Origin of the sequence: Phycisphaera sp. (assembly GCA_025916675.1) — a bacterium.
Classification (GTDB): Bacteria; Planctomycetota; Phycisphaerae; order Phycisphaerales; family UBA1924; genus JAHCJI01.
Genome location: CP098402.1, coordinates 2,320,868 through 2,346,579, shown reverse-complemented (window position 1 = coordinate 2,346,579; position 25,712 = coordinate 2,320,868). Strand labels below are relative to the sequence as shown.

General features: G+C 69.0%; 20 protein-coding genes and 1 tRNA gene. 13 read left to right on the top strand and 8 right to left on the bottom strand.

The window, feature by feature from the left end; genetic code table 11:
- Positions 1 to 177 precede the first annotated feature (177 nt).
- Entirely contained in the window at positions 178 to 468 is a 291-nt protein-coding gene (locus tag NCW75_10055; GenBank protein UYV11639.1) for a hypothetical protein, read from the bottom strand.
- Positions 465 to 3,320, bottom strand: a complete 2,856-nt coding sequence (locus NCW75_10050; protein UYV11638.1) for a PAS domain S-box protein — start codon at positions 3,318 to 3,320, stop codon at positions 465 to 467. Before NCW75_10050 ends, NCW75_10055 begins: the two co-directional genes overlap by 4 nt.
- A gap of 108 nt (positions 3,321 to 3,428) precedes the next feature.
- Between NCW75_10050 and rnpA the strand changes: the two genes are divergently transcribed.
- The 6 genes from rnpA (at position 3,429) to NCW75_10020 (ending at position 8,782) form a co-directional block, all read left to right on the top strand.
- Positions 3,429 to 3,857, top strand: coding sequence for a ribonuclease P protein component (gene rnpA / locus NCW75_10045; GenBank protein UYV11637.1), 429 nt, complete (start codon positions 3,429 to 3,431; stop codon positions 3,855 to 3,857).
- On the top strand, positions 3,838 to 4,173 hold the full coding sequence (yidD, locus tag NCW75_10040; protein ID UYV11636.1) for a membrane protein insertion efficiency factor YidD: 336 nt from the start codon (positions 3,838 to 3,840) through the stop codon (positions 4,171 to 4,173). Before rnpA ends, yidD begins: the two co-directional genes overlap by 20 nt.
- A 62-nt stretch (positions 4,174 to 4,235) precedes the next feature.
- Positions 4,236 to 4,853, top strand: a complete 618-nt coding sequence (locus tag NCW75_10035) for a TetR/AcrR family transcriptional regulator (protein UYV11635.1) — start codon at positions 4,236 to 4,238, stop codon at positions 4,851 to 4,853.
- Positions 4,854 to 4,886: 33 nt separating this feature from the next.
- The gene (gene mutS, locus NCW75_10030) at positions 4,887 to 7,580 is read left to right on the top strand and encodes a DNA mismatch repair protein MutS (protein UYV11634.1); all 2,694 of its coding nucleotides are present in this window, start codon (positions 4,887 to 4,889) and stop codon (positions 7,578 to 7,580) included.
- Positions 7,577 to 8,230 carry a beta-phosphoglucomutase gene (pgmB, locus tag NCW75_10025; GenBank protein UYV11633.1) on the top strand — a complete coding sequence of 218 codons (654 nt, stop codon included), beginning with the start codon at positions 7,577 to 7,579 and terminating at the stop codon, positions 8,228 to 8,230. Before mutS ends, pgmB begins: the two co-directional genes overlap by 4 nt.
- A 21-nt stretch (positions 8,231 to 8,251) precedes the next feature.
- Complete coding sequence (locus NCW75_10020) at positions 8,252 to 8,782, top strand: DMT family transporter (GenBank protein UYV11632.1); 531 nt, start codon at positions 8,252 to 8,254, stop codon at positions 8,780 to 8,782.
- A 65-nt stretch (positions 8,783 to 8,847) separates the two neighbouring features.
- On the opposite strand, the gene NCW75_10015 is transcribed toward NCW75_10020, so the two are convergent.
- Positions 8,848 to 10,074, bottom strand: coding sequence for a hypothetical protein (locus NCW75_10015; protein UYV11631.1), 1,227 nt, complete (start codon positions 10,072 to 10,074; stop codon positions 8,848 to 8,850).
- Between the two features lie 708 nt (positions 10,075 to 10,782).
- Between NCW75_10015 and NCW75_10010 the strand changes: the two genes are divergently transcribed.
- Positions 10,783 to 11,484, top strand: coding sequence for a hypothetical protein (locus tag NCW75_10010; GenBank protein ID UYV11630.1), 702 nt, complete (start codon positions 10,783 to 10,785; stop codon positions 11,482 to 11,484).
- Between the two features lie 185 nt (positions 11,485 to 11,669).
- On the opposite strand, the gene NCW75_10005 is transcribed toward NCW75_10010, so the two are convergent.
- From NCW75_10005 to NCW75_09995, 3 genes are all read right to left on the bottom strand, one after another.
- The gene (locus NCW75_10005; GenBank protein UYV11629.1) at positions 11,670 to 12,857 is read right to left on the bottom strand and encodes a hypothetical protein; all 1,188 of its coding nucleotides are present in this window, start codon (positions 12,855 to 12,857) and stop codon (positions 11,670 to 11,672) included.
- Complete coding sequence (locus tag NCW75_10000; GenBank protein ID UYV11628.1) at positions 12,857 to 16,171, bottom strand: DEAD/DEAH box helicase; 3,315 nt, start codon at positions 16,169 to 16,171, stop codon at positions 12,857 to 12,859. The genes NCW75_10005 and NCW75_10000 overlap by 1 nt, the downstream gene beginning before the upstream one ends.
- Positions 16,172 to 16,214: 43 nt before the next feature.
- Positions 16,215 to 16,287: transfer RNA gene (locus NCW75_09995), tRNA-Lys, on the bottom strand.
- A 201-nt stretch (positions 16,288 to 16,488) separates the two neighbouring features.
- On the opposite strand from NCW75_09995, the gene NCW75_09990 reads away from it, so the two are divergent.
- The 3 genes from NCW75_09990 (at position 16,489) to NCW75_09980 (ending at position 19,740) form a co-directional block, all read left to right on the top strand.
- The gene (locus tag NCW75_09990) at positions 16,489 to 17,778 is read left to right on the top strand and encodes a VCBS repeat-containing protein (protein ID UYV11627.1); all 1,290 of its coding nucleotides are present in this window, start codon (positions 16,489 to 16,491) and stop codon (positions 17,776 to 17,778) included.
- Between the two features lie 160 nt (positions 17,779 to 17,938).
- Positions 17,939 to 18,847: a phosphatidate cytidylyltransferase gene (locus tag NCW75_09985; protein ID UYV11626.1), complete on the top strand. Its 909-nt coding sequence runs from the start codon at positions 17,939 to 17,941 to the stop codon at positions 18,845 to 18,847.
- Positions 18,848 to 18,975: 128 nt separating this feature from the next.
- Positions 18,976 to 19,740, top strand: coding sequence for a hypothetical protein (locus NCW75_09980; GenBank protein UYV11625.1), 765 nt, complete (start codon positions 18,976 to 18,978; stop codon positions 19,738 to 19,740).
- 130 nt (positions 19,741 to 19,870) lie between these two features.
- Here NCW75_09980 and NCW75_09975 read toward each other — a convergent pair whose 3' ends face one another.
- Together NCW75_09975 and NCW75_09970 are read right to left on the bottom strand one after the other, a co-directional pair.
- Positions 19,871 to 20,179, bottom strand: a complete 309-nt coding sequence (locus tag NCW75_09975) for a 50S ribosomal protein L27 (protein ID UYV11624.1) — start codon at positions 20,177 to 20,179, stop codon at positions 19,871 to 19,873.
- 78 nt (positions 20,180 to 20,257) lie between these two features.
- Positions 20,258 to 20,893, bottom strand: coding sequence for a hypothetical protein (locus NCW75_09970; protein UYV11623.1), 636 nt, complete (start codon positions 20,891 to 20,893; stop codon positions 20,258 to 20,260).
- A 213-nt stretch (positions 20,894 to 21,106) separates the two neighbouring features.
- On the opposite strand from NCW75_09970, the gene NCW75_09965 reads away from it, so the two are divergent.
- The 3 genes from NCW75_09965 to NCW75_09955 all read left to right on the top strand — a co-directional run bounded on the left by NCW75_09965 (position 21,107) and on the right by NCW75_09955 (position 25,612).
- Positions 21,107 to 22,150: a GNAT family N-acetyltransferase gene (locus NCW75_09965; protein ID UYV11622.1), complete on the top strand. Its 1,044-nt coding sequence runs from the start codon at positions 21,107 to 21,109 to the stop codon at positions 22,148 to 22,150.
- 489 nt (positions 22,151 to 22,639) lie between these two features.
- Positions 22,640 to 24,340 carry a DnaA/Hda family protein gene (locus tag NCW75_09960; GenBank protein UYV11621.1) on the top strand — a complete coding sequence of 567 codons (1,701 nt, stop codon included), beginning with the start codon at positions 22,640 to 22,642 and terminating at the stop codon, positions 24,338 to 24,340.
- A 54-nt stretch (positions 24,341 to 24,394) separates the two neighbouring features.
- A complete protein-coding gene (locus NCW75_09955) occupies positions 24,395 to 25,612 on the top strand; it encodes a DegT/DnrJ/EryC1/StrS family aminotransferase (GenBank protein ID UYV11620.1) in 1,218 nt (405 codons plus the stop codon).
- The last annotated feature ends 100 nt before the right edge of the window (positions 25,613 to 25,712 follow it).

The window sequence follows — 25,712 nt, the reverse complement described above, 5'->3', positions numbered from 1 at the left end:
GGCACTTCGCCGCTCCGCTCCGCCATAGCGTCGAGCGTGCGAGTCCCCAAAATTGCATCACAAAACAATAAGAAGTCTCGGACTCAGCCGAACCCGGTAGGGCGTGGCGCCATCCCGTTGATCAGAAGAACGGGGCCCGGGCTCGCCGCTCAGGTCGCGAGGGTTGGAAGCCGGCCATCAGCACCCCCCGGGCTCCGGCTGGTCGGCCGGGCCGTCCTCGCGCGGCGTCTCGAACAGCGCTTCCATCTGGTTCACCAGGCGTTCGACGCTCGTGACCTCTTCGGAGAGATCGGCGCGCACCTCGTCGGCGAGCGGGCCGTGCTCGCCCTGGACCCGCTTGAGCCTGCGCACGGCGAACCGCATGAGGCACAGGCTGTTGCGCAGGTCGTGGGCCAGCACGCGGGCCTGGGCACGGGCGCCGGCGGGATCGCCCGGCGAGCCACCGGTCGGACGGTCGCCGGCGGTCATGGCGCCGTGTCCCGCGTGTCTTGCATGAGCGCCTCGAGCTCGTCGAAGTCGTACGGCTTGGCCAGGTGGGCGTCGAAGCCCGCGGCCGTGGCCTTCCGCACGTCGGTGTCGCGGCTGTAGCCCGTCAGGGCGACCATCCGCCCTGCGTAGCCGCCGGGGCCGAAGCTGGCCGTGTCGGCCCGGAGGACCGAGGCCACCTCGTAGCCGTCCATGCCGGGCAGGCCGATGTCCAGCAGCACCACGCCGGGGCGCCACCGGCGGGCCATCGCCAGGCCGTCGAGGCCCGTGTAGGCGGTCCGAACGGAATACCCCTCCTGCTTGAGCGCGGCGGCCAGCATGGCGACCAGGTCGGTGTTGTCGTCGACCACGAGCACGCTGGGCTTGCCCGTTGGGGTGCTGGGGGCACCGGCTGGGGCGGGGGCTGCCCGGCCGGCCGGGGTCGGGCCCCGGGGGGCCGGGGGCCGGTCCACCATCGGCAGGCGCACCACGAACTCGCTGCCGGCTTCGCGGCCGGGCGCCGGGCTGAGCGCCTCGATGGTGCCGCCGTGCAGCTCCACCAGGCGGCTGGCCAGCGAGAGGCCGACGCCCAGCCCGCCCTGGGCGCGGTCCAGCGAGTGGTCGGCCTGGGCGAACAGCTCGAAGACGGTCCGCAGGTGCTGCGGATCAATGCCTATCCCGTTGTCGCGCACGCGCACGACGGCCGTGGGGCCGTCCGGCTCGCCCGCGCTCCCTGGCACGCTCCCCCGCTCGGCTTGGCACTCGACTTCGCACTCGACCTCGATGGCTCCCCCCGGCGGGGTGTACTTGGCCGCGTTGCCCAGCAGGTTGGTCAGGACCTCTTCCAGGCGTGTGGCGTCGGCGTGGACCCAGGCTTGCTGGCCCGGCCCGATCCGGGCCGGATCGGTCCGCCCGGGATCGTCGGACACCGTCAGCCGCAGGGTGTGGCCGCGCTGCTCGATCGTGGGCGACATGGTCTCCACGGCGTGCCGCACGATCTGGCCGAGGTCCACGACGGCGCGCTGGAGGTGGATGCGGCCGCTGATCACCCGGGCGACCTCCAGCAGGTCGTCGACCAGCCGGGTGAGGGTGCCCACCTGCCGCTCGATGATCTCGCGGGCCTGTTGGTGCACCGGCGGCTCGCCGGGCTGGGCGTTGGCCTTGAGCACGTGGGCCGCCGAGCGGATGGGCGCCAGGGGGTTGCGCAGCTCGTGGCTGAGCATGGCCAGGAACTCGTCCTTGCGCCGCGATTCGTCGGCCAGCGACAGCGCCTGCTCGTTGATCTTCTGCCGCATCAGGATCCGCTCGGTGACGTCGGCCAGCGTGCCATCGAAGCTGTCCAGCTCGGGCCCGTGCGCCCCTTGGACGACGTTGGCCCGCCCCTTGGCGTGGACCCAACGCACCGAGCCGTCGGCGAGCACGATGCGGTACTCCGAGTCGTAGGGCGCCGGGTTCTGGGGGTCCATCGCCGCCGCGACGGCTTCCTGCACGTGCTCGCGGTCGTCGGGATGGATAATCCCCATCGCGGCCTCGTAGGGCAGATCGCCATCGGTCACGCCGAAGATCTCGCGGAACCGCGCGTCGGTCTCCAGGGACATGCCCGCCGGATTGACGTGCCAGGTGCCCAGGTTCGCCGCGTCGAGCGCCAGCCGGCGCTGGCGCTCGCTGGCCAGCAGCGCCCGCTCGGCCTCCTTGCGTGCGGTGATGTCCAGGGCCACCCCCGGCAGGCTGACCGCGCGGCCGGCCTTGTCGCGACGCACTCGGCCGCGGGCCAGCACGTGGCGGGTCTCGCCGTGGGCCAACACGCGGTACTCGCTCTCGAACGCGTCGCCCCCCCCGATCGCCTCGGCGATGTGCCCCTCGACACGCTGGCGATCGTCGGGATGGATGACGGAGGTGTAGGCCTCGAGCGGCGTGCCGTTGACCGCCGTCGCGTCGATACCGAAGAGGCGCGAGAGATTCGCGTCGCCCTTCACGACATTGCGCACGATGTCGTACTCCCAGGTGGCGATCTCGGCGGCGCTGAGCGCCAAATCCAGGCGGGACCGAGTCTCGGTCAGGGCCCGTTCTTCCCGCCTGCGCTGGCTGATGTCCTCGATGACCAGCAGGATCAGCCGCGAGCCGTTGCCGGGCTTGCGCACCTTCCGGGCGTTGAGGGCCATGACCCTAGTCCCCATGCCCGGGAAGTCGTGCTCGACGACGAAGTCCTCCATCACCCCGTTGTCGGGCAGGACCCGCTCGAGCAGGTTTCGCAGCGCCGGGATGTTCCATTGCCCATCGCCCAGTTCGTACACCAATCGTCCCACGGTCGCCCCGGGGTTGGTCGCAAAGACCCGATAGAACGCCCGATTGGCCGAGACCACCCGCAGATCGGCGTCGAGCACCAGGAAGCCGTGGCGGAGGGTGTCGATGATGTTCGTGGCGTAGTCGAGGGCGTCACCCACGAGCCGCTCGTGCGTATTACGCTCGCTGATATCGCGGAAGACCAGCACGGCCCCGGCGATCTCACCGGCCGGGTTCGGGATGGGTGCCGCCGAATCGTCGATGGGCCGCTCGGTGCCGTCCCGGGCGATCAGGATCGTGTTGTTGGCCAGGCCAACGATCCTCCCCTCACGCAGGGCCCGCAGGGCGGGGTTTTCCACCTCGGTGCGGGTCTGCTCGTGCACGATGCGGAACACGTCGTCCAGAGGCTTCCCGGCGGCTTGCTTGGTGGCCCAGCCGGTCAGCGCTTCGGCCACGGGGTTGAGAAAGACCACGCGGCCCTTGGCGTCGGTCGTGATGACGCCGTCACCGATGCTGGCCAGTGTGACCCGGAGGGACTCACGCGACGCCAGGATTGCTCGATTGGATTCCATCGTGGGGTCCACAACTGCCCGAAGTCTAGCTTTGGTGGGCTCGCCATGAGATTCTCTTCATGCGCGTGTTCAACCCAGGCGGGCCACGGCCATTCCATAGAATCGATCGTGCCCCTCACCTTCCGCCCCCGACACCGCCTCACCCACGCGCGAGAGTTCCAGGCGGTCTACGCCGCCCGGTGCCGCAAGAGCGCGGGGCTGCTGACGGTGCATGCCAGCCCCAATCACCTGCCCGAGCCGCGGCTGGGGCTCAGCGTGGGCAAGAAGGTCGGCAAGGCCCACGACCGCGTGGCCGCCAAGCGGGCGCTACGCGAGGCCTTTCGCCATATTCAGCACGAGCTGCCGACGTGGGAAGTGGGGCATGAGTCAGGCCGCTACGACATGATCATCCAGGTCCGCCCCCACGAGCGATTGCCCGCCGCCGAGTACCAGCGGCTGCTGCTCGAACTGGCGAGCGCCTGCCACGAGGTGTGGGCCAAGCGACTCGCCCGCGGCGAGCGGCCCCAAGGATGGCCAGATGCACACGCCGGACCATGACGGCCCCCGCCCCTGGCGCTCGACCCCTCTGCGCCGCCTGGCCATCGCACCCTTCGTGCTGCCCATCCGGGCCTACCGCCTCACGCTGAGCCCGTTCCTGGGCGGCCAATGCCGCTTCGAGCCCACGTGCAGCCACTACGCGCTGGACGCCTACCACACCCACGGCCCCCTCAAAGGCACGCGGCTGACGATCTGGCGACTGCTGCGCTGCCAGCCGTTCGGCAAGGGCGGCTACGACCCGGTGCCTCCGGCCGATCGAGCTGCGGGCGGCCAGGCGAGACCGGGTTCTCGGCCCAACCGTCCTAGTCAGGGCTAACATAAGCCACCACGCCGGCCTCCCTCCCAACCGGCCCCGCTTTGCCCAGTTGGAGCTCGTTCTTGCCCAGGTTGCCAGCGGCCGCCCGTCGCGCCCAACTCCTCAAGACCGCCGCCGAGCTCTTCGCCGAGCACGGGTACGCGCGTGCCACGACGAGCCAGCTCGCCAAGGCCGCCGGCGTCACCGAGCCGATCATCTACCGCCACTTCGGGTCCAAGCGCGACCTGTTCATCGCCCTGGTGAAGCAGACCAGCGAGGAGACCATCGGGTTCTGGGAAGAGCAGCTCGACGCCGCCCAGACCCCCGCCGAGCGGCTCTCGACGCTGGTGGACGGCAACCCGATGGTGCACCCCAGGTTCCAGAGCGCCTACCGCGTGATCCTCCAAGCCATCACCGAGGTGGGCGACGACGGCATCGCCGACGCCCTGCGTGAGCACATGGAGACGGTCCACAGCTTCCTGGCCCGCGAGATCGAGAGCGGCCAGGAGGCCCACAAGGTCACCGGCCGCTACAGCCCGGAACTGATCGCCTGGCTGCTCATCGACGTGGGCCTTGGCTTCGGCGTGCTGACCGCCTGGGGCCTGGAGGGCCACGGCACCGACGCCAAGGGCAAGCACGTCAGCGACGCCATCAAGCGCATGCTGCTGGGCAAGGCCAAGGCCGCCCCTTCCGAGCGCTGATCCCGGGCGAGTTGACGCCTCTACGCTCTGGGCGTGCCGGACCTGAAGATCGCCAACTCGATCACCGAACCCAAGAAGCTGACGCCCGCGATGCGCCAGTTCCACGAGTTCAAGGACCGCTTCCCCGGCTGCGTTCTGCTCTTTCGCATGGGCGATTTCTACGAGATGTTCTACGAGGACGCCGTCGAGGTGTCCAAGGCCATCGGCCTGACCCTCACCGAGCGCAGCCCCGGGCAACCGATGGCCGGCGTGCCGCATCATCAACTGGACAACTACCTCCGCAAGCTCATCGACAAGGGCTTCCGCGTGGCCATCGCCGACCAGGTGCAGGACCCTAAAGAAGCCAAGGGCGTCGTCGAGCGCGCCGTCACGCGCGTGCTGACGCCCGGCACGCTGGTCGATGACGACCTGCTCGAATCACGCCCCGCCGGTGGCACGCTCGCCGCGGCCTACCTCGATGGCGACGGCGTGTCGCTCGCCGCGCTCGACGTCTCGACCGGCGCGTTCACGCTCGACTCGGCACCCCTGAACGACCTGCTCGACGGCCTCTCGCGATTGGCGATCGCCGAGTTGCTGCTGCCCGACGACTGCCCCGCGGGCCTGCGCAGCCGCATCGAGATCGAGGCAGGGCGCTCGGGCTGCGCCATCACCGAGCGCCCCGCGTGGCACTTCCGAAAGAGCGAAGCGATCGAGGCGGTGCTCAAGCATTTCTCGGTCGGCTCGGTCGAGGGCTTCGGCCTGAGCGACGACGACCCCGCGCTCGTCGCCGCCGGCGCGGTGCTGCGGTACGCGGGCGAGACGCAGACGCCCGCGGGCACGCTCGCGAAGGGCGCGCTGACGCCGTCGCTTTCCTATATCCGACCACCCAAGCGTGCCGCGCCCGGCGATCGCCTCGTGCTCGACGCCACGAGCCTCCGCGCCTTGGAGATCGAACGCACCATCCGCCGCGGCGGCACCGATGGCTCACTGGCCGGTGAGGTCTTGAACGGCGGCCAGTGCATGACCGCGCTGGGCCGCCGCCAGGTCGCCACGTGGCTGCGCGAGCCGGCGGCAAAGCTCGATGAGATCACCGCGAGGCACGCCGCCGTCGCCGCGCTCGTCGAAGATTCCAAGCAGGCCAATGAACTGGCAAAGGCGCTCGAACCCATCCAGGACATCGCCCGCATCGCCGCACGATTGGCCCTCGGCCGGGCCGCGCCGCGAGACCTCGTCGGCCTGGGCCAATCCCTCGCCGCCATCCCGACCGTGTGTGCCGCGTGCGAGAACACGCCATCGCTCGCCGTTCGGGCGAAGGAGTTGGGCCAGACCCTCGACGCCCTCACGCCGCTGGCCACCGAGATTACATCCGCCTGCGTCGACCGCCCCCCGGCCCGCCTCGCCGACGGCGGCCTCATCCGTGATGGTGTCGACGCCGAGCTCGACGAGGTCCGCGGCCTCCAGCACGACGCCGGGCAGTGGCTCGCCGACTTCCAGCAGCGGCTGGCCGAAGAACTCAAGATCCCCGCGATCCGCGTGGGGTATAACAAGGTCTTCGGGTATTACATCGAGCTGACCGCCACCCAAGCAAAGGAGTACGGCGACACGCTCATCTCCGCCGGCCTCAGCCGCAAGCAGACGCTCAAGAACGCCGAGCGGTACGTCAACGACGAGCTGCGCCACTTCGAGCACCGCGTGCAGACCGCCGAGGCGAGGGCGCTCGAACGCGAGAAGGCCATCTTCGATCAATTGTGCCTCAAGGCCCGCGACCAGCTCGACGCCATCGCCGTCGCTGCTGAGGCTATCGGTGCATTGGATGCCCTCTCCTGCTTCGCCGCCCTCGCGCGCAAACGCCGCTGGGTGCGGCCCGAGATGGTCGAGGAGGCCAACCTCGAGCTCGACGCCGCCCGGCACCCCGTGCTCGAACGCACGCTCGCGGACCGGCTCGTTCCCAACGACGTGGCCCTCAACGAGTACGCGCGCCTCGCGATCATCACCGGCCCGAACATGGCCGGCAAGAGCACGTACATCCGGACCGCCGCGCTGCTGGTCGTGCTCGCGCACGCCGGCAGTTTTGTTCCAGCGGGGTCCGCCCGCATCGGCCTGACCGACCGGGTCTTTACCCGCGTTGGCGCCGACGATGCGCTGCACGACGGCCAGTCCACCTTCATGGTCGAGATGGCCGAGACCGCCGCCATCCTCAACAACGCCACCGACCGCTCGGTCGTCGTCCTCGACGAGATCGGCCGCGGCACGAGCACGCTCGATGGCCTCAGCCTTGCGCGTGCCATCGCTGAGCGGCTCGCCGGTGACGCCAAGAACCCCGGCCCACGCACTCTCTTCGCCACGCATTACCACGAGCTGACGACCCTCGAAGAAGAACGCGCCGGCCAGGTCCGCAACCTCGCCGTCCGCGTGCGTGAGGTCGGCGACGAGGTCGTCTTCCTCCACCACGTCGAGCCGGGCCGGGCCGATCGCAGCTACGGCGTGCAGGTCGCGCGGCTGGCCGGGATCCCGCCCGAGGTCGTCGAGCGGGCCGCTCAGGTTCTCGCCTCGCTCTCGGTGCGAGAGGACGGTGCCGCGCCCGCGCCTGCCAAGCAGGCCCCCGAGCCCCAGATGCCCTTATTCGCCAGGGCGGCCCCACACCCCGCTGTCGATCGCCTCACGGAAGTGAGGATCGAGTCGCTCACGCCCCTGGACGCCTTCGACCTCCTTCGCGAACTCCGAGGCCTGGTCGAAGAACAGCCGTGAACGTCCGAGCCATCATCTTCGACGTCGACGGCGTCCTCGTCCGCACCGACGTCCTGCACGAGAGGTCCTGGCGGGCGCTCGCCGAACGGGAAGACCTGCCATTTCCGGACGACCTGCCCGACAAGCTCCGGGGCGTCAGCCGCGAGCGCTCGCTCGAACTCGTCCTGGGCGATGCCTTCGACCGCTACACACCCGAGCGGCGCACGGCCCTTACGGATCAGAAGAACGCCGCGTTCCTGAATGCCGTACACGCCATGACCCCCTCCGAGACCCTCCCGGGCGTGCGTGAACTCTTGCAATCCCTCCGCGAAGCGGGCATCAAGCTCGCCGCCGCATCGGCCAGCCGCAACGCACGAGTCGTCCTCGATCGTGTCGGTCTCACGAGCCTCCTGCACGCCACCGTCGACGGCAACGACGCCCCCAAGGCCAAGCCCGACCCCCAGTGCTTCCTATTGGCCGCTGAGAAACTAGAAGTACCGCCCGCGCACTGCGTCGTGGTCGAGGATGCCCCCGCCGGCGTCGAAGCCGCCATCAACGCGCGCATGGCGGTGGTGGGGGTGGGCCCGGTCCAGCACGACTCGCGGGTGACGCTCGGGGTTCCATCGCTCGCGAGCGTCACGGCGCGCGACCTCACCGCGCTGTCAGTGTGAGTCCGTCGCGTACGCTTGCCGATGAAGCCCGCGACCCTCGCCATCCTCCTCGCCATCGCCGCCGGTTTATGCTGGGGCATCGGCGAGGTCTTCACCCGCCAGGTGCTGCACTCTAAGGAGATCGGCCCCTTCGCCGCCCTGCTCGTGCGCACGCTCGTCGCCCTGCCGCTCATCGCGCTGGCCTACCTCGCCGCCGCGCACTCGGGCCTGCTCACCAGCGAGATCCCCGGCTGGCGCGTCAACCTCTCGACGGCCAACTGGCTGCGGCTCACGCTCGGTTCCGGCCTGCTCGCCGCCGCCCTCGCGCTGGTGTTCTTCTATGCCGCCCTGAGCCTGGGCCAGGTCTCGGTGGTCAAGCCCATCGCCTTCGCCGTCGCCCCGGTCACGGCGGTCTTCGTGGGCGCCCTCATGCTGGGCGAGCCCCTGACCATGCGCAAGTGCTTCGCCATCGCCTTCATCGCCGTGGGCATCGTGCTGATGGCGGCGCCCTCGAAAGCGCGGGTGGAGGCGCGGCAGGTCGTCGATGGGCGTGAAACCGAGCCGAGCGGCTGACCAGGCGGCCATCTTTGGTTCTCCGCTTTCCTATTGCCTCGTGCCTGATCCCCGATGCCCTTTCCTCACGCGCATCCAGTATCGAACGCCGCCCGGAAAGCCAGGAAGTCGAGGATCGTCAACGCACCGTCGGCGTCGAAGTCGGCCCTCGGATCGCCGGCTTCGAACAGGTTCTGGAACGCGAGGAAGTCGAACACGGTCGCCATGCCGTCACCGTTCAGGTCGACGCGGCAAGAACCCGGCAGCCGCAGCCCGGTGATGAGGAACGCCGAACCGCGGTCCTCGAAGTTGCCTTTGCCCGCGATGGCGGTGCCATCGCCCGAGATGGCGCTGGCGTCGATCAAGTCCCAGCCGCTCAGGTCCACACCCGTACTCTCGAGGTAGGCCTGCAGGTCGACCATGCCGGTCGCTTCGGTCCAGAAGATCGGCCGCCTGCTGCCCGCCGCGAGGCTGACCGCCTCACCCACGGCGATCGCGCCATCGTCGCTGAGCTGGAACAGGAAAGGATCGTACAAGCCATCGGGTACGGCCAATTCGACGTAGCCGCCAGCCTCGGTCCATCGGTAGACCGTGCGCGAGCGCCCATCGGCGTCCTTGAGTTCGCCGATGATCACGCCGGCGTCGTCGCTGGTGGCGCGGATCTCCGCCGACGCCCAGGGCTCGGGCACGCCCAGATCCTCGGCCCCTGCCGCTTGGGTCCAGCGGTAGGGGTGGGTCTTCTCGTCGACGCCGGGCCGCCACCCGGAGCCGACCACGATCGTGCCGTCGGCGCTCACCGCCTTGGCTGTGGTATTGTCCCAACCGGGCATGTCCAGGGTCTCCATGCCTTCCCCTTCTCGCCACCACCACGCGTTGGTCCCGGTCCCGCCGTCGCCCACCGCGACCCGGCCGTCCGCGCTGGCGTCCCACGCGACGCGGGTCCGCGATGGGAGGTCCACGCCCAGGTCCTCGCGCCCCGTTCCCTCGCTCCATCGGAACGCCCGCTGCCCGTCGCGGGTCCGGAACTCCCCGAAGGCGTAGCGGCCATCCTGATTGGTGGCAAAGGCGAGCGACCGGACCCCGTCATCGAACAGTGCCTCGACGTTGCCCGCCGCGTTCCAGCGGACGGCCGAGATGGTCGAAGCGCCGGCGTGTGACCAGCCCACGACCACCGAGCCGTCCGCGTTGATGGCCCGGGGCTCACCCCCGCGGAGCCCCGGGCTGGGCAACAAGTCCAGTTCGATGATGGTCGGACCTTGGGCCATCGCCGCCGCCGTGCCACACGCGGCGGCGGCCACTGCGGATGCCCTCATGGCGGTGGGGCCCCAAGAGCTGGGGGAATGGCCCATGGGTTGGCGTGGGGCGATGGATCGTGCCATGGTCTGGCTCCTCATGGTCTGGCTCTTCAATGTCCGGGTCCTACGGATCGGCGACCAACCGCGTGGCGGTCTCGGTCCGGAGTGTGGTTCTGTGCTTGAGCCGCCCTGGGGGTTGGTTGGGCGGCCGGGGGCGTGGGCCAGCGTGGTGTGCCAGCCCGAGCCTTGCGGTCGTGTGCGGATGCGCGTTGCAGGATGATACGTCCGGGCATCCGTGCGGGTTGCTCACCATTGGGCTATTGATGCGTTTTGGAGGACGCCTGCGGCCTTACGGAGTCCATTGCAATCGACATCCGGGATGGATGCAAGGCGAAGCGGGCCTTTCTTGGATTGGGGTGCCTCTCCCCGCGCCGCATCGGCTCCCGTGCCGCCCGCCGCCGCCCCAGACACCCCCGGCACGACGCCAGGACCCCGCGTCTTTGCCGCAGAAGTTCGTGTCAACTCGGCAAAGACCCGAACTTCTGCCCCGATGTCGCCCGCTCCTGGCTCGAAGCCCCCCGGCAACGCCCCAAGGAGCGCAGCACCTGCGCCCATGACGGCCGGCATCATCGCCCGCGCGGCTCGGGATCAAGTCCCCCTGGCGATCGGCCGATGACTTTCTGGACCCACCCCGCCGCACGGCGGAGCTCAAGAAAGGACCCGATCATGGCCCGCCGCGCCCCGCGCATCGACGCCCTGTTCCTGCTCAAGGCCCGATTGCTCGCCAGGCGATGGCAGGAGCAGGGGGCCGCCAGCCTGGGGCTCGATCCCGCCCACGTCGATGCGCTGATCGCCCTGGTCGAGAGCGCCGACGAGGCAACCGCCGAGAATCTCCGCGCGCAGAGCCTGGCCCGGGCGGCCAACCTGTCACGCCGCACCGCCATGAAGAAGGCCCGGGCCGCCTTTGGCGCCCTGGTCACCAGCATCGACGGCTACGCCAGGTTCACCGGCGACCGGGGCGTGTGGGCCCGGGCGTTCATCGCCCCGCCGGCCGACCCCGGCCCCCGGCCCGCCCCCGCCGCCCCGCGAGATGGCGGCTTCACGCTCCAGAGCCGCGGGTCGATCGAGGTGCGCTTCAAGGGCACCGGCGAGGGCGTGCTGTACGAGATCCAGCGGCAGGTGGTGCCGCTCGACGGGCGCCCCGGCCCGTGGGCGACCGTCGCGAGCGGGACCGGTAAGACCTGGACCGACGAGTGCCCGCCCAGCGGTGTCCAGGAAGTGCGCTACCGCGCCCGCGCGATGCGGCCGGGCCGCCGCGGACCGTTCGGGCCCGCCAGCGTCAGCCGCTGGTCGAACGCGGTAGCGGCGACGTTCGGGTGCGGTGACGTGGTGCCGGTGGTGGAGTTGGCGCCGGGCAAGGCGGCGTAGGAGAAGAGTTCAACACAGAGACACAGAGGCGCAGAGAAGAGCCTGAGGTGCGAGGCGGCCCCGCTCAACCCTCCTCCAATCTGCTCATCGTTCCTCTGCGGCTCTGTGCCTCTGTGGTTCGCTTCACTCCGAGCCCTCCGCGACCTCCGCGTTCAAGCCCTTGTCAGAGCCCCACGCGGAGCGGCTTACTTCCGCCGGTTCGCCTTGCCCATCATCTTCGCCCGGATCGCCGCCGCGCGCTCCTCGGCGGTCTTAGGCCGGCTCGCGGGCTCTTCCGCTGGTTTCTCTTCCTCGGCCGGCACGTCGGGCTCGTCCGCCTCGCCGCTCTCTTCCTTGAGCAGCCGCTCGCGCGCGACCTCGTAGCACGTGGCCAGCAACCCAACCAGCGGGAACTTCGCGTCCTCGAATGGGCTCGAGCCCAGGCGCCGCAGCATGGGCGTGGGCACGGGCGGGGGTTCAAGCGCGAGATCGAGCGCGTCCAGGTCGGTCGGGCTCTCCCAGAAACGCTCCAGCATCGCCTCGTCGTCGGGCAGGGCTGCGTCGCTCGCGCCCTCGACCCGGGGCTGATAAATCGGCTTGGGGTTCGCCCCGCCCGCGCTGAGCAGCCGCCGGTGGCTCATGCGTTCGGCAAGCTCGCCGTCGGGCAGGCCGCGGAGCGTGAACGCGACCGACGGGTCCGCCGCGATGCGCTCGCTCAGCAGCATGACCACGCAGCACGCGTGCTTGCTCCAGCCGCCACCCTCGGTGGAATCTGGGCACGTTGTGACGATCTTGACCGCGTCGGACGCGGCCGGCAGCAGGCTCAGCCCGAGCGGCTCGAACACCTGCTCGACGTCCTGCGGTAGCCGGCCACCGAGCACCTCGGCGGCGATATGCGGCTGCTCGTTGAGCTGGTCGGCCACCGCGTCCCACTGCTCGGGCGTGAACGCGTCGACCTTGAGCTGGATGTCGTAGCTGCGCGTGCGCCGCCCCTGCACCGCAGCACGCACGAGGCCGGGCTCGACCACCAGGGTGCGCGTTTGTCCGAGGCGGGCGTACTCGGTGCCCTCCTCGATCGCGTTGGGCCCGGCGCTCAGTTCGAGCAGGCGCATCAGCCGCCGCTCGGGCACGCTGGCCAGCTCGTCGCCCTCCTTGCGCTTCAGCCGGATGCCGCCCGACACCCGCCGCGGCTTGGTCGGCAATGGGCGCGGGTGCGGCCGCATGGGCGCGTTGGGCTTGGTCAGGCTCTCGCGCAGCGCCTGCACCGCCTTCTCGGTCGTGTCGGGCGTCGCGTCGGTCGAGGCGTCCGAGGCGATCTTGCCGGGGATCTTGGGCCTGGCCGCGGGCTTGGGGTCGGGTTTGGCGTCCGGTTTATCGCTGGGCTTGTCGGGCATCACGCGACCTCTTCATCGCCAACGGCGTCGCCGCGCAGCGTCAGCAGGTCGCGCAGCTGAGAGGTATCCAGTTCGGTCAGCCACCGCTCGCCCGCGCCCACGATCTGCTCGGCCAGCTCGGTCTTCTGCTCGATCATGGCGTCGATGCGCTCCTCCAGCGTGCCGCGCACCACGAACTTGTGCACCTGCACCCGCTTGGTCTGGCCGATGCGGTACGCCCGGTCCGTCGCCTGGTTCTCCACGGCGGGGTTCCACCAGCGGTCGAAGTGGAACACGTGCGTCGCGGCGGTCAGGTTCAGGCCCACGCCACCGGCCTTGAGGCTCAAGATGAGCAAGGGCGTCGTGCCGTCGGCCTTCTGGAACTTGTTGATGAGGTCCTGCCGCTGCTTCTGCGTCGTGCCGCCGTGCAAAAACAGCACGGGCTTGCCGAGTTCCTGTTGCAGCAGCGAGACCAGCAGCCGCCCCATCTGGCGGAACTGCGTGAAGAGCAGGGCTTGTTCGCCCGAGGCCTGGACCTCCTGGAGCATCTCGACGAGGCGCACGCACTTGCCGCTGCGCGTGGCGTCCGGTGCGCCCGGTTGGCCGAAGTCGTGGTCCTTCAAGAGCTGCGACGGATGGTTGCAGATCTGCTTGAGCCGGATGAGCGTGCTCAGCACCATGCCGCGGCGGTGCATGCCCTCCACGCGATCAATGTCGCGCAGCATCGTGTTGACCGTTGCTTCGTACAGCGCCGCTTGCTCGCTGGTCAGGTGGCAATACTCGCGGCTCTCGACCTTCTCGGGCAGGTCGCCCGCCACGCCCTCGTCGGTCTTCAGGCGACGCAGGATGAACGGCCGCACCAAGCGACGCAACTGCTCACGCCGCCCGCGGTCGCTGTAGCGCTCGATCGGCAGGCTGAATCGCCGCCGGAAGTTGCCGATGGTGCCGAGGTAGCCAGGATTGCAGAAATCGATGATCGACCACAGCTCGCTCAGGCGGTTCTCCACGGGCGTGCCCGTCAGCGCCAAGCGATGATCGGCGTGCAACTGCCGCACGCTCTGCGCCTGCTTGGCGGCGGGGTTCTTGATGTTCTGCGCCTCGTCGAGGATGATCCGCCGCCACGGCATGCGCGCCAGCAGCTCCTGATCGCGGTGGGCCAAGGCATAGGTCGTGAGCACCACGTCGGTCTCGCCGGCCCTGGCGATGAACGCGTCGTCCTGGTGCCGCTCGGCCCCGTGGTGCACCATGACCTTCAAGGAAGGACAGAACCGCCGCGCCTCGTGCTCCCAGTTGCCCAGCACGCTCATCGGCACGATCGCCAGCGTCGGTGGCACGGGAGCCTGGGCGTACGGCCCCTGGCTGTGCAAGTGCCGCTCGCGCGCCAGCAGAGCCAGCACCTGGATGGTCTTACCCAGGCCCATGTCGTCGGCCAGGCACGCGCCGAAGCCGAAGCGTTCGAGGAACGCCATCCACGCCACGCCGCGGAGCTGGTACGGGCGAAGCTCGCCGTGGAACGTCGGCGGCGCTTCCACCTCGGGCAGGCTCTGGCTCTCGTCGCTCGAGCCGAACACCGCGCCCAGCCAGCCGCTGGTCTCGATGCCCACGATCGGCAGCGCCGCGCCCTCCTCGTCCATCGAGCCGTGGGCCATGCGGATGGCCTCGAGCACCGTCATCTCGCCGCCGGGGTGCTCGCGGATGAACTTGGCGGCGGCCTTGACGTCCTCGGCCCGGACTTCCGCCCATTGGCCCCCGACGCGCACTAGCGGCGTCGAGCCGTCGCGCGCAAGCTTCTCGAACTCGGCCAGCGTCAGCTTCAGCCCGCCCAGCGAGATCTCCCACGAGTACCGCACCAGGGTCTGCAAGCCGAGCTGCGACTTGTGCGTGTGCGGCGCGCCCGGCACACCCTCGTCCTCGGGTGCCACACCCCAGCCCTCGGCGTCGCCGGTCAGGCTCTCCATCGGGTCGCTGTCCAATCGCAGCGTGGCACCGACGCGGATGCTGGGCGAATCCCACCACGGCGGCGCAACGACGGTGATGCCCTGCTCGCTCAGCACCGGGGCCGTATCGCGCAAGAACTGGTACGCCTGCTTGGTGGTCAGCTCGAGCCGCGTCGGCTCGCTCTGCCGCAGCGCGCCCTCGAGCTTGTCGAACAGCCGCGACGCCCGCCCGAGCTCGCTGAGCATCAGCTGCTGCGGGTCATCGAGCTGCCGGCCCTCGACCGTCACGCCCCGGCCCGTCAGGCTCCATACCTCTTCGGCGTCGACCTCGACGTTCTCGGTGCCCACCGCGCGCAGGTGGAACGTGAGCGCCCACTTCGTGTCGCCCGGCGGCGGCTGCAAGTCGGGCAGTTCTTCGGTATTCACCGGCTCGTGCAGCTTCAGGCACAAACGCCACAGCGCACTCGCGCCGCGCTCTTCCAATCGCGCCAGCCACCGCCGCACGCCCCGGGCCGCGTCGGTCCGCTCCGATGGCTTAATGCCCGACTCCTGGGCCCCGTCGAGCAACCCGCTCAGCCACGCCACGTGCGTGTCGTGCTCCTTGTTCTCGACGGCTTCGACGAGCTTCTCACGCCCGAACGCCGCCCGCGCCTGCGCGTCGAGCACCAGCGTCAGGAAGTCGCTCAGCACCAGCCACGGGTCGTGCTCCAGGTCGTCCACGCCCGCGCTGCTCGCGAGCGGCATCGCGTTGAGGAGCGCGCTCGTCGCCTTGGCCGTGTGCTCGTCGGCCAGCCACGGCTGCCAGCACCCGAGCAGCCGCCCGTCGGGGTGCTGCCGCAGGCTCGGCACGAACCGCTGCTGGATGACCAACTGCCGAACGAGCGCGAGCGCCACGATGAAGTGCCGAACGGTGGGGGCCACCAGCACGCCCGCCTGCGGGGTATCGCCGCTGGCCGCCAACTCGAACCGCCCCTCACCCAGCGCGACCTCCGAGGCGCCGCTAGCCAGGTCGTTGATCGCATCCAGCACCGCCGCCGCATGATCCGGACCAAAGCTCACGCCCTGGATGGTGACCTTCTCGAACCCGGCGCCATCCTCTTCGGAGCCCTCGCCGCCCGGCCGATCGACCACGCCCGCCGCCCGCGCCATCGCCGGGCTGGGCACGCGGCCGCCCAGCGGCAGCCGCAGGTCGATCTCGCCGGCCTCGCCGTGCTCGCCGAACTTGGAGCCGAGCGCCTCGACGACCCGCCGAACAAACGCCTCGCCCGCGATCCACGCCGTGTCTTCGGACGAGTTGGCATCGCGCGATGGCGCGACCTCGGCCCACAGCCACAGGCGGCCGGCAACCCACGCCGCGTGCAAGCACGCCGGCTGGCGTCGGACGGCAGTGCTCACCATGGATAGCCCCCAGAGCCGGCCAGGCCAAAATCAGACAGAGAAGTAGGGGCGCAGGGACTCGAACCCTGGACCTGCGGATTAAAAGTCCGATGCTCTACCAACTGAGCTACACCCCCAAAAGGCGGGCCTTCTCGCACGACGGCGATTCGCTCGCCACCAGAGGGACATTGTTGGGACCAATCTTGCCCAAAGCCAGAAGCACCAATGATCCACGCCAAAACCCGCAGGTTCCCGTTCTGGCAGGGTGCTCGATGCTGCCAATAACCCTTGCACGATGGGAGCCCTTCAAGTACACTGGGCCTGAGAAGGAGCGACGAATGAATCCTGCCGCCAGCACCACTGCAATCCTGCTCGCCCTCGTGGGGTTCCCAAAGTGGTCCCTTGCCCAATCGTGCGCCGTGCTGAACGCCTTCCCCGACGAGCAACTCGTCGCGGTGGGCGGCGGCCCCAACGCCATCGTTGCCGCCGATTTCAACGGCGATGGGTTGTTGGACCTGGCCTCCAGCAACGCATTCAGCGACAACCTCTCCGTCCTCATTGCCACGGCCCCGGCCGAGTTCGCCCCCAGGATCACCCTACCCGCCGGCAACTTCGCGGCCGGGCTGGTGGCCACCGACCTCGACGGCGATGGTTTTATTGACCTCGCCAACGCCAACATCATCAGCGGCAACGTCTCGGTGTTCCTCGGCAACGGCGACGGCACTTTTAGGGCCGAGCGACGCTACCGCGTGGGATTCGAGCCCAACCTCCTGGTCGCCCTGGACGCCAACCGCGACGGCCTGCTCGACCTGGTCTCGGCTAACCGCGCCAGCGACTCGGTCACCGTGCTGCTCGCCGACACCGAGGGTGGGTTCGCATCGGGTGGCGCCTTCGCCGTGGGCGATCGACCAGAAGGCCTGGCGACTGCCGACTTCAACGGCGATGGCATCGCCGATGTTGCCGTCACGAGCCGTGAGGACGATGAGGTCTCGATCCTCCTCGGCGACGGTGCGGGCGGGTTCGCCCCCCAGACGCGCTGGCCCGCGGGCGATGGCCCGCACCGGCTGAGCGTGGCCGACCTCGACAACGACGGGGCGATCGACCTGGCGATCCCCGGCTACGGCGACGACGTCGTCACGATGGTCTTCGGCAACGGCGACGGCACCTTCGGCGACCCCGTCGCGTTCCCCAGCGGCGGGCTCGACCCTTGGTGCGTCACCACGGCGGACGTCAACGGCGACGGCCTCATCGACGTGGCCGCGGTCAACACCGCTTCAGACACCATGGGTGTGCTGCTGAATCTCGGCGATCGCCTGTTCGCGCCGGCCGAGTCGATCGACGTTGGCCGGGCGCCGCGGTGGGTGGCGGTCGCCGACCTCGACGGCGACGCCCGTCCCGACCTGATCGCCGCCAACCGCGGCAACAACAACCTGTCGATCTTCCTGAACCAGTGCGCCCCGTGCGTGGCGGACATGGACGGCGACGGCGAACTCACGTTGTTCGATTTTCTGGCGTTCGGCGTGCTCTACGACCTGGGCAGCCCCCTGGCCGACTTCGACGCCGACGGCTCCCTCACCATCTTCGACTTCCTCGCCTTCCAAAACGCCTTCGACCTGGGCTGCCCATAAGAGGAGATGGCAGTTGGCAATGGGTAGTTGGCAGCTGGGCGGATCGCAGCGATAGGCTCGCTTCTTTCCAATTGCCTATTGCCCATTGCCAATTGCCCCTCTTATCTACGACTCCGCGTCCGTGATGACCCCCCTCCCCCGCCCTTCTACACTCGCCACCATGCGCACGAGGCTCCTCTTCGGGCCCATCCTGATCGCCCTGCTGCTCGCGGGCCTCTGGCTCGACCAGGCCATCGAGGGCATCCAGTGGCCCCTCGACTACCCCCCCCTGGGCTTCGACGGCACCGCGCCGCCGGGGGTCGTCGTGCTGCCGGTCATGCTGGTCATTGCCGCCCTCGGGGCGCGCGAGCTGGCCATCATGCTCAAGGCCAAGGGCATCCACGCCTCGCGCCTCACCCTGGCGGTCACCGCCGTACTGGGGTTGCTGGCCTCCACGCCGCTCTTCGCCACGCTCGCCAAGGGTGACGGCGCCGCCGGCCTGGCCTCGGCCGCGAGCGCGATGGTGCTCATCGGCATCCTCCACCACGCCCGGACCAAGAACAGCCAGGGCGCCATGCTCAGCATCGGCGCGGTCCTCTTCGCCTTCGTCTACCTGGGCCTCACCTTCGGCTTCCTGCTGCGCATCCGCCTGGACCACAGCGCCTGGGTGCTCGTCTGGGTGCTGGCCACCGTCAAGAGCTGCGACATCTTCGCCTACTTCACCGGCAAGGCCATCGGCAAGCGCAAGCTCATCCTCTGGCTCAGCCCGGGCAAGACCTGGGAGGGCCTCGTCGGCGGCGTCATCGGTTCGGCCGTCGTCGGCGGCGCGGGGCTCGCCCTGCTCACCTCGCAGGACATCTTCGACCCCGGCGGTTCGCCCGCCACGCTCGCACTCGTGGGCGCCGTCGCCGGCGCGTGCATCGGCCTGGCCGGCCAACTGGGCGACCTGATGGCCTCCATGATGAAGCGCGACGCCGGTATCAAGGATTCCAGCACCATCCTGCCCGGCTTCGGCGGCATCCTGGACGTCATCGATTCGCCCATCCTCGTTGCCCCACTGGCCTACTGGACGCTGGCCATCTGGGCCTGACTCCGGCGAAACCAGTCGCGTCGGCGACGCGACACCGCCGCGTTCGGGTTTTTTCACCTGCCACGCTCGTTCCCGACGCGTGCGCTACACTCTCTTTCGATAGTTTGGACCGAGGGAGCTCAGCGTACATGACGATGACGGAAACCGATCGGTTGCTCAAGGTTTTCAGGGTCGATAACAGCATCGACGGGTTGCAGGGCAGGCTCCGCGCCGCCGAGCGATTCCTGGCCGAGCAGGAGCGACAACTGGCCGCCATCACCGATGAGCACAAGGCCAACCAGAGCGAACTCCGCAAGACCAAGGCCGCTGCGGCCAACGCCGAGGGCGAGGCCAAGCGTCTCGAGGCCCACATCACCGAGCTCCGCGAGAAGATGAACTCGGCCGCCTCCAACAAGGAGTACCAGGCCTACCTCGCCGAGATCGCCACCTTCAAAGAACAGCAGGACGAGCAAGAGTCGGTTGCTCTCGAGCTGATGAACCGCGTCGAGGCGCTCACCGCCTCGGGCCAGGAGATGGCCAAGGCCAAGGAAGAACGCCAGGGCGTGCGTGCCGTGGCGCTGAAGCAGCGTGACGAGCGTGCCTCGGAGATCTCCGACCGCCTCGACGAACTCAAGAAGGAACGCGAGACCATCGTCTCCGACGTCCCCGAGCATACCCTGACCCATTACCTCCGCGTGCGAGGCCAGCTCGGCGACGAGGCCATGGCACCCGTCGAGGTCGTCGACGTCAAGCGTCACGAGTTCGTGTGCGGCACCAGCATGCTGGCCGTCCCCATCGAGATCGTCAGCGGCCTGCTCAGCCACGGCCGCGTGACCATGGATCCCCAATCGGGCTGCATCCTCTACCTCAGCGAAGAGGCCCGCAAGGCCATGGAACCCGCCACCAAACGCTGATTCAGCTACACACCAGAAACAAACGAGGCCCGGGCGTAAGTTCGGGCCTTCTCTTTGCTTTGCGCCCATAGAAAAACCCGGGCAATCACCCGGGCTGAACCGATTCGCAATTCACGTTGGGGTCGCGGAGTCAGCCGGCTGCCTTGGCGGCCTGAGTCGCACGATACTGCGTCAGCCAGCGGGGGCGCGGTGCGTCGTCGTCCATCGGGTCGATGTGGACGCGGCGGCCCTGGAACACGACCTTGCCGGTCGTCACGCTGAAGAGCGTGTCGTCCTTGCCACGCTGCACGCCGAAGCCCGGCTGGAACTTCGTGCCGCACTGGCGCACCAGGATGTTGCCCGGCTGGGCGAACTGGCCGCCATAGAGCTTGATGCCCCGGTATTGGGGGTTCGAGTCGCGACCGTTCTTTGACGATCCCTGGCCCTTTTTATGCGCCATGGCGAGATACTCCTGGAAGCTGGCCGGCGTCTGTTCCTCATCAAAGTCGAGGGGCCGGGTCAGGATAGTAGCGAACGATTACCGCATGATCCAGCGGGTCTCGGACCGCGTGATCGGGTCCGAGCCCAAGCCGTCGACGTGCCCGGGCACCTCATGCACGGCCATGAGCGTCTTGCGGAGCACGACGTCCCTGGGGTTGCCGCTCTCGCGATCGATCAGTTGGATGCGGGCCGTCTCGCCGCTGAAGCCGGCCATGTAGACCCGAGTCTCGTCGGCCTGCACGTCGCGGACCGGCCAGACGACCAGCCCGTCGCGGGCGTGGGCTTCGCCACGCCGCAGGACGCCGATCATGTTCACCTGATCGCTCAGCAGTGGGTTGCTGAGGCGGTCCAGCAATTCACGGGTCACGCTGGCGGGCACGCCCTGGCCGGCGACGACGTTGGTGCCGGTTTCGGTGCTCAGCTCGAAGCTGGGCGCCAGGAGGATGTCCTGCTCGGTGTTATTGGTCACGGTGTAGGTCAGGTAGTAGTACAGCATTGGCCCCTGGCCTGGGGTCTCGACGCTGGCCACGCGGAGCGGCCCGACGTCGAGGTCGAGTTGCCAACGCAACGGGATGGGGTTGGGCTCGGGGGGCAGGGCGGCCGAGGCGGCGACCACGCCCACAACCACCAACAGGACGGCGAGCACGCGGGAAGGCAGATTCAGCAAGGCCATGGAATTCTCCGAGGCGAGTGGGACGGCCCGAACGCGGGCAGCTGCGAACCAGGCAGAGATAGGATTCTGGGCCCGAGTAGGCCTTCGGCCAACCCTACACCCCAACAGTCTATATTCGTTTCCCCGCCCGCGACGGCAGCTCCGCCGGGGAATTTGCCGGGTTCTGCCACTCCGCACCGCCGCAACGGGTCCAGACGCCCAACGGATACGAGCATGGACGCCAGCGGTTTCCCACAAGATTGCCTGCCAAGGTTGCTGCCTCCCGATCTGAGGCTTGCCGCGGCCGAGCGCCTGGTTGAGGCCACCGGCCCGGCCGCCCGCCAGGCCGCCCGCCGCATCGTCGAGGCCGGGCCCGACGGTGGGGTCGCCTTCGACCACGTCTTCGCGACCATCGACACCGACCGGCGGGCCGTCCGCGAGATGGCCCTGGCGATCCCCTCCCCCGGGCGGAGCGCCCTGGTATTCCTAAGCCGGCCAGACCCGACCGACGACCGGCCCGCCGAGCGTGCCAGGTGCGCCGTTTCCCTTACCGAACACCTGGCATCACTGCCCGGGCACACCATCGACATCGCCCAGGCCCTGCCGGCCGTCGGCGAGCGGTGGGCCGTGGACGCCCTTATGGCCGCCGGCTGGAGGATCGTGGGAGAACTCGCGTACATGCGGCGGCCCCTGAGCGCCGAGGACGCGCCACGCCAGGGGCTGCTCCGCCATCGCGAGCCCGAGCCCGACCTTCCCGATGGGGTCGAACTGGAGTCCATCAGCATCCCCGAGAGGGGCACGCCCAACCTCGGCCTCCTCGTGGCCGCACTCGACGATTCGTACGCCGACACCCTCGATTGCCCCGAGTTGTGCGGATTGCGTCGCACGAGCGACATCATCGCCTCCCATGCGGCGATAGGCCGTCCCGAGTTGGCGATCTGGACGCTCATCCGTCACGAGGGCCGCCCGGCCGGCGCTGTCCTGCTCGCGGGTTTGCCCGAGCAGCGCTGCTACGAACTGGTCTACATCGGCCTCGGGCGGTCGCTACGCGGCTTGGGGTTGGGTGAACTGCTCATGCGGCGTGCCATCGGCCAACTCTCGGCGCGCGTGAAGCAGAGTTCGGCGCGCTCCGGGTGGTCGCTCACGTGCGCCGTCGATACCGCTAACACGCCGGCCGTGCGACTGTACCAGCGATTGGGTTTCACACCGTTTGATCGGCGCGTCGCGTGCGTTCATAACCTGGGTAGCGAGCTATCCACTGCCGATGAAGGCCGCTAGCGCGTTGCGGTACGGGGTCTTGCGCGACCAGTTCGGGGTACTCTCCACGATTTGTCCACAGCCAATGTTGATAGCTTGCGCCGCGCTTGTGTATAAAGAAATTATAAAGCTCTAACCCGTTGAGGAACCGGGCTTTTCGCCGAGTATTTGGCCCGAACACCGAGATTATTGGTAGCGAAGCGGCGACAACTCGGATACATTCTGTCGGCGTCGAAGGAATGGCGTCGCGTCGGGGGGCCAGAAGACCAGAGCAGCCAAGCCCAACAGCCATCGGGCACCACCGCCGTGCGTACTCCGGCGGTTGTTCAGCACGCTCCGATGGCCACCACGAGCTTCTTGGGCGAGGCGGCGGCACAGCGCGGGGATCGCGCGGTCTACGGCCCAGCGTCGCATGGATGAACGGATTCTTTGGGACGAGCGAGCGCATCAAGGCCTTGGGCCGTGATGGGGGTATTCGTGTGGCCCGAGAATGGGCCAGAAGGGTTCGCAATGGCAGCGACCAGCAGGGACAAGACCGTTCGGGCAGACCAGCCGCAGCGCGCCGTCCGCTTGCATCCAGGTCAGGGACAGAACGGCTCAGCGGCGGGGCCTGGTGACCACATTGCGAACCTGAACCTCGTGCCCGCTCCGAGTACGTCCAATCCCTCACGTGTGCCCACACGCCTGCCCGGCCGAGACGCCGCCGGTGAGCGTGTGCGCACCCGCCACATCCATCCCGGCCGGGGCGACGCCCCCGCCGCCGAGCCGGCTGATGTATCCGCCACAGCGCCGACCACCAGCCAGAACCTCGAGCGCCTGCTCGCCGGCAAGGTCGGCACGCTGACTTTTGAGCGGTACTTCCAGGGCCAGGCCAAGCTGGAACGCACCGAGGACGGCCTGCGTGTGGTCGTGGCTTCCAAGTTCCTGGTGCCCATCGTCGAGGGCCGCTTCCGCCGGCACCTGGTCGAGATCGCTGGCGGCGGTGCGGTGAGCTTCATCGACAAGCCCGAGGCCTTTCCTGCCGCTAAACCCCCAAAGGCCAAGGCCATCCGCCAGAAACCCCAGGAAATCGCGCCCAAGCCCCACGCAGCCCAGCGCGACCGCACGCTGCGGCTGGAAGACTTCGTCGTCGGCGAGAGCAACCGCCTCGCCCACATGGCCGCCCTGTCGATCAGCGACCCCAACGCCACCCCCCGGGCCGGCAACATGCTCGTGCTCCACGGCGGCTGCGGCTTGGGCAAGACCCACCTGCTCCGCGGCATGGCCCACAACTACAACCGCCTGCGCGGCTCGGGCGGCAAGGCCAAGTACCTGACCGCCGAGCACTTCACGAACGGGTTCCTGGCAGCCCTGCGCACCGGTACCACCGATCGCTTCCGCGACCAGTACCGCGGCGTCGAGTTGCTGTGCCTCGACGACGTCCATTTCCTCGCTACTAAGGAGGCCACCAAGGCCGAATTGCTCCACACCCTCGACCAGATCATCCAGGGCGGCTGCCGCCTGGCGCTGGCCAGCGACGAGCACCCGCGCCAGGTGAATGGGTTGGGCAAGCAACTCATCAGCCGCCTGCTGTCGGGGTTGACCATCGAGCTGGGCTCGCCCGAGCAGGAGCTGCGCGAGGCCATGGTCCGCAAGCTCGCCCGCCAGCGTGGGCTCACGATGGATGACCAGGTCGTGGCGGCCATCGCCCAGGGCGCCGTGGGCGAGGACCACGACAGCGAGCCGGGCTCGTTTAGAGACATCGAGGGAGCGATGGCCCGCGTCGACGCCTTCCATAACCTGCTGGGCCGCGTCGGCGGCCAGCCCGCGGGTGACCTTGTGGCCATGTCCACCGTCCACCAGGCTCTGGGGGTTCGTGCGAACGTGGCCCAGAAGGCCGGACCGGTGCGCGTCGAGGCGGTCATCGAGGGCGTGTGCGGGTTCCTGGGCGTGGGCAGCGCCGAGTTCGCCGGCCGCGGCCGCCACCGCCGCGTCGTGCTGGCTCGGGCGTTGGTCGCCCTGATCTCCCGCCAGCTCACCACGGCCAGCTATCCCGAGATCGCCAGCGCCATGGGCCGGCCGAACCACTCCTCGATCATCACCGCCGTCCGGCGGATCGAGCGGCAGATCGCCGATGAGGAACTGGTCGAGGTGGGCTGCGAGGCCGATGGGACGGCCATCGCCGAGCTCGCCGCATCGCTGGCCAAGCGGATCCGGCCCCGGGGGCGATAGAGTTCCCCAAGCGAGGCGGATCACAAGCCAACGCCTCAGGACACGGGAGCCGATTTGTCACCCAGCGACTACCCCAGCAGGCCCGCATCGCGACCGAACGCCAACCAGGAGATCGCCCTCAGCGGGCCAGATATCTCCGAACTCGAGATCGAGGCGGTCGCTCGCGTCCTGCGGTCGGGCCGCCTGAGCATCGGACCCATGCAGGAGGCCTTCGAGGCGTCGGTCAGCGAGGCCGCCGGTTGCGACCACGGCGTGGCAGTCAATTCTGGTACTTCGGGGCTGCACCTGGCGCTGCTCGCCCTGGGCATCGGGCCGGGCGACGAGGTCATCACCACGCCATTCAGCTTCGTCGCGTCGGCCAACGCCATCCTCTATGTGGGCGCGACGCCCAAGTTCGTCGACCTCTGCCCGCGCAGCCTCAACATGGACCCCGACAAGGTCGAGCAGGCCATCGGCCCGCGCACCAAGGCCATCCTAGCCGTCGAGGCCCTGGGCAACCCCACCCACATGGACCGCTACGCGGCCATCGCCAACAAGAACGAGATCCACCTCGTCGAGGACTGCTGCGAGGCGCTCGGAACCACCTACAAGGGCCGCAAATGCGGCAGCTTTGGGCGCGTGGGCGTGTTCGGGTTCTACCCCAACAAGCAGATCACCACCGGCGAGGGCGGCATGATCGTCACCGACGACCAGCACCTGGCCGACCTGTGCCGCAGCCTGCGCAACCAGGGCCGCACCATGCCGAGCGAGCTCGACCAGGAGGGCAGCAGCGGCCTGGGCCTGTGGCTGAGCCACGAACGTCTTGGGTACAACTACCGCCTCAGCGAGATCGCCTGCGCCCTTGGCGTCGCCCAGATGCGGCGGCTCGAAGAGATCCTGGAGCGTCGCCGCCGCGTGGCCGGCGAGTACCTCGACCGCCTCATGGGCATCTCCGGCATCATCCTGCCGACCATCGAGAGCGGCACGAGCATGAGCTGGTTCGTGTTCACCATCCGCCTCGAACGCGGCTACACGGGCGAGGAGCGCGACCGCGTCATCCAGGGCCTGCGCAACCACGACGTGGGCTGCGCCCCGTACTTCCCCTGCATCCACCTGATGCCCGAGTACGTCCGCCGCTTTGGCTACGAGCGGGGCATGTACCCGATCGCCGAGAGCGTGTCGGACCGCACGATCGCCCTGCCGTTCCACAACGGGCTGACCGAGCGGGACATCGACATGGTGGCGCAGACCCTCAGCGTGATCCTGTCGCGGGAAAATCTGGCGCGGGGGTGAGGGCGTCTGGGGTTTCCGGCCGGCAATATTCCGCCTACCATCCCGACCCACCGGCCAGATTCAGGCCGGCCGTACGCCCGTGGTTCGAGACCGAGGATTG

Excerpts from the sequence above, each read along its gene's own strand:
- NCW75_10055 (UYV11639.1), bottom strand. The coding sequence starts at position 468 with ATGACCGCCGGCGACCGTCCGACCGGTGGCTCGCCGGGCGATCCCGCC.
- NCW75_10050 (UYV11638.1), bottom strand. The coding sequence starts at position 3,320 with ATGGAATCCAATCGAGCAATCCTGGCGTCGCGTGAGTCCCTCCGGGTC.
- yidD (UYV11636.1), top strand. The coding sequence starts at position 3,838 with ATGCACACGCCGGACCATGACGGCCCCCGCCCCTGGCGCTCGACCCCT.
- NCW75_10020 (UYV11632.1), top strand. The coding sequence starts at position 8,252 with ATGAAGCCCGCGACCCTCGCCATCCTCCTCGCCATCGCCGCCGGTTTA.
- NCW75_10015 (UYV11631.1), bottom strand. The coding sequence starts at position 10,074 with ATGAGGGCATCCGCAGTGGCCGCCGCCGCGTGTGGCACGGCGGCGGCG.
- NCW75_10010 (UYV11630.1), top strand. The coding sequence starts at position 10,783 with ATGGCCCGCCGCGCCCCGCGCATCGACGCCCTGTTCCTGCTCAAGGCC.
- NCW75_10005 (UYV11629.1), bottom strand. The coding sequence starts at position 12,857 with ATGCCCGACAAGCCCAGCGATAAACCGGACGCCAAACCCGACCCCAAG.
- NCW75_10000 (UYV11628.1), bottom strand. The coding sequence starts at position 16,171 with ATGGTGAGCACTGCCGTCCGACGCCAGCCGGCGTGCTTGCACGCGGCG.
- NCW75_09990 (UYV11627.1), top strand. The coding sequence starts at position 16,489 with ATGAATCCTGCCGCCAGCACCACTGCAATCCTGCTCGCCCTCGTGGGG.
- NCW75_09985 (UYV11626.1), top strand. The coding sequence starts at position 17,939 with ATGCGCACGAGGCTCCTCTTCGGGCCCATCCTGATCGCCCTGCTGCTC.
- NCW75_09980 (UYV11625.1), top strand. The coding sequence starts at position 18,976 with ATGACGATGACGGAAACCGATCGGTTGCTCAAGGTTTTCAGGGTCGAT.
- NCW75_09975 (UYV11624.1), bottom strand. The coding sequence starts at position 20,179 with ATGGCGCATAAAAAGGGCCAGGGATCGTCAAAGAACGGTCGCGACTCG.
- NCW75_09970 (UYV11623.1), bottom strand. The coding sequence starts at position 20,893 with ATGGCCTTGCTGAATCTGCCTTCCCGCGTGCTCGCCGTCCTGTTGGTG.
- NCW75_09965 (UYV11622.1), top strand. The coding sequence starts at position 21,107 with ATGGACGCCAGCGGTTTCCCACAAGATTGCCTGCCAAGGTTGCTGCCT.
- NCW75_09960 (UYV11621.1), top strand. The coding sequence starts at position 22,640 with ATGGCAGCGACCAGCAGGGACAAGACCGTTCGGGCAGACCAGCCGCAG.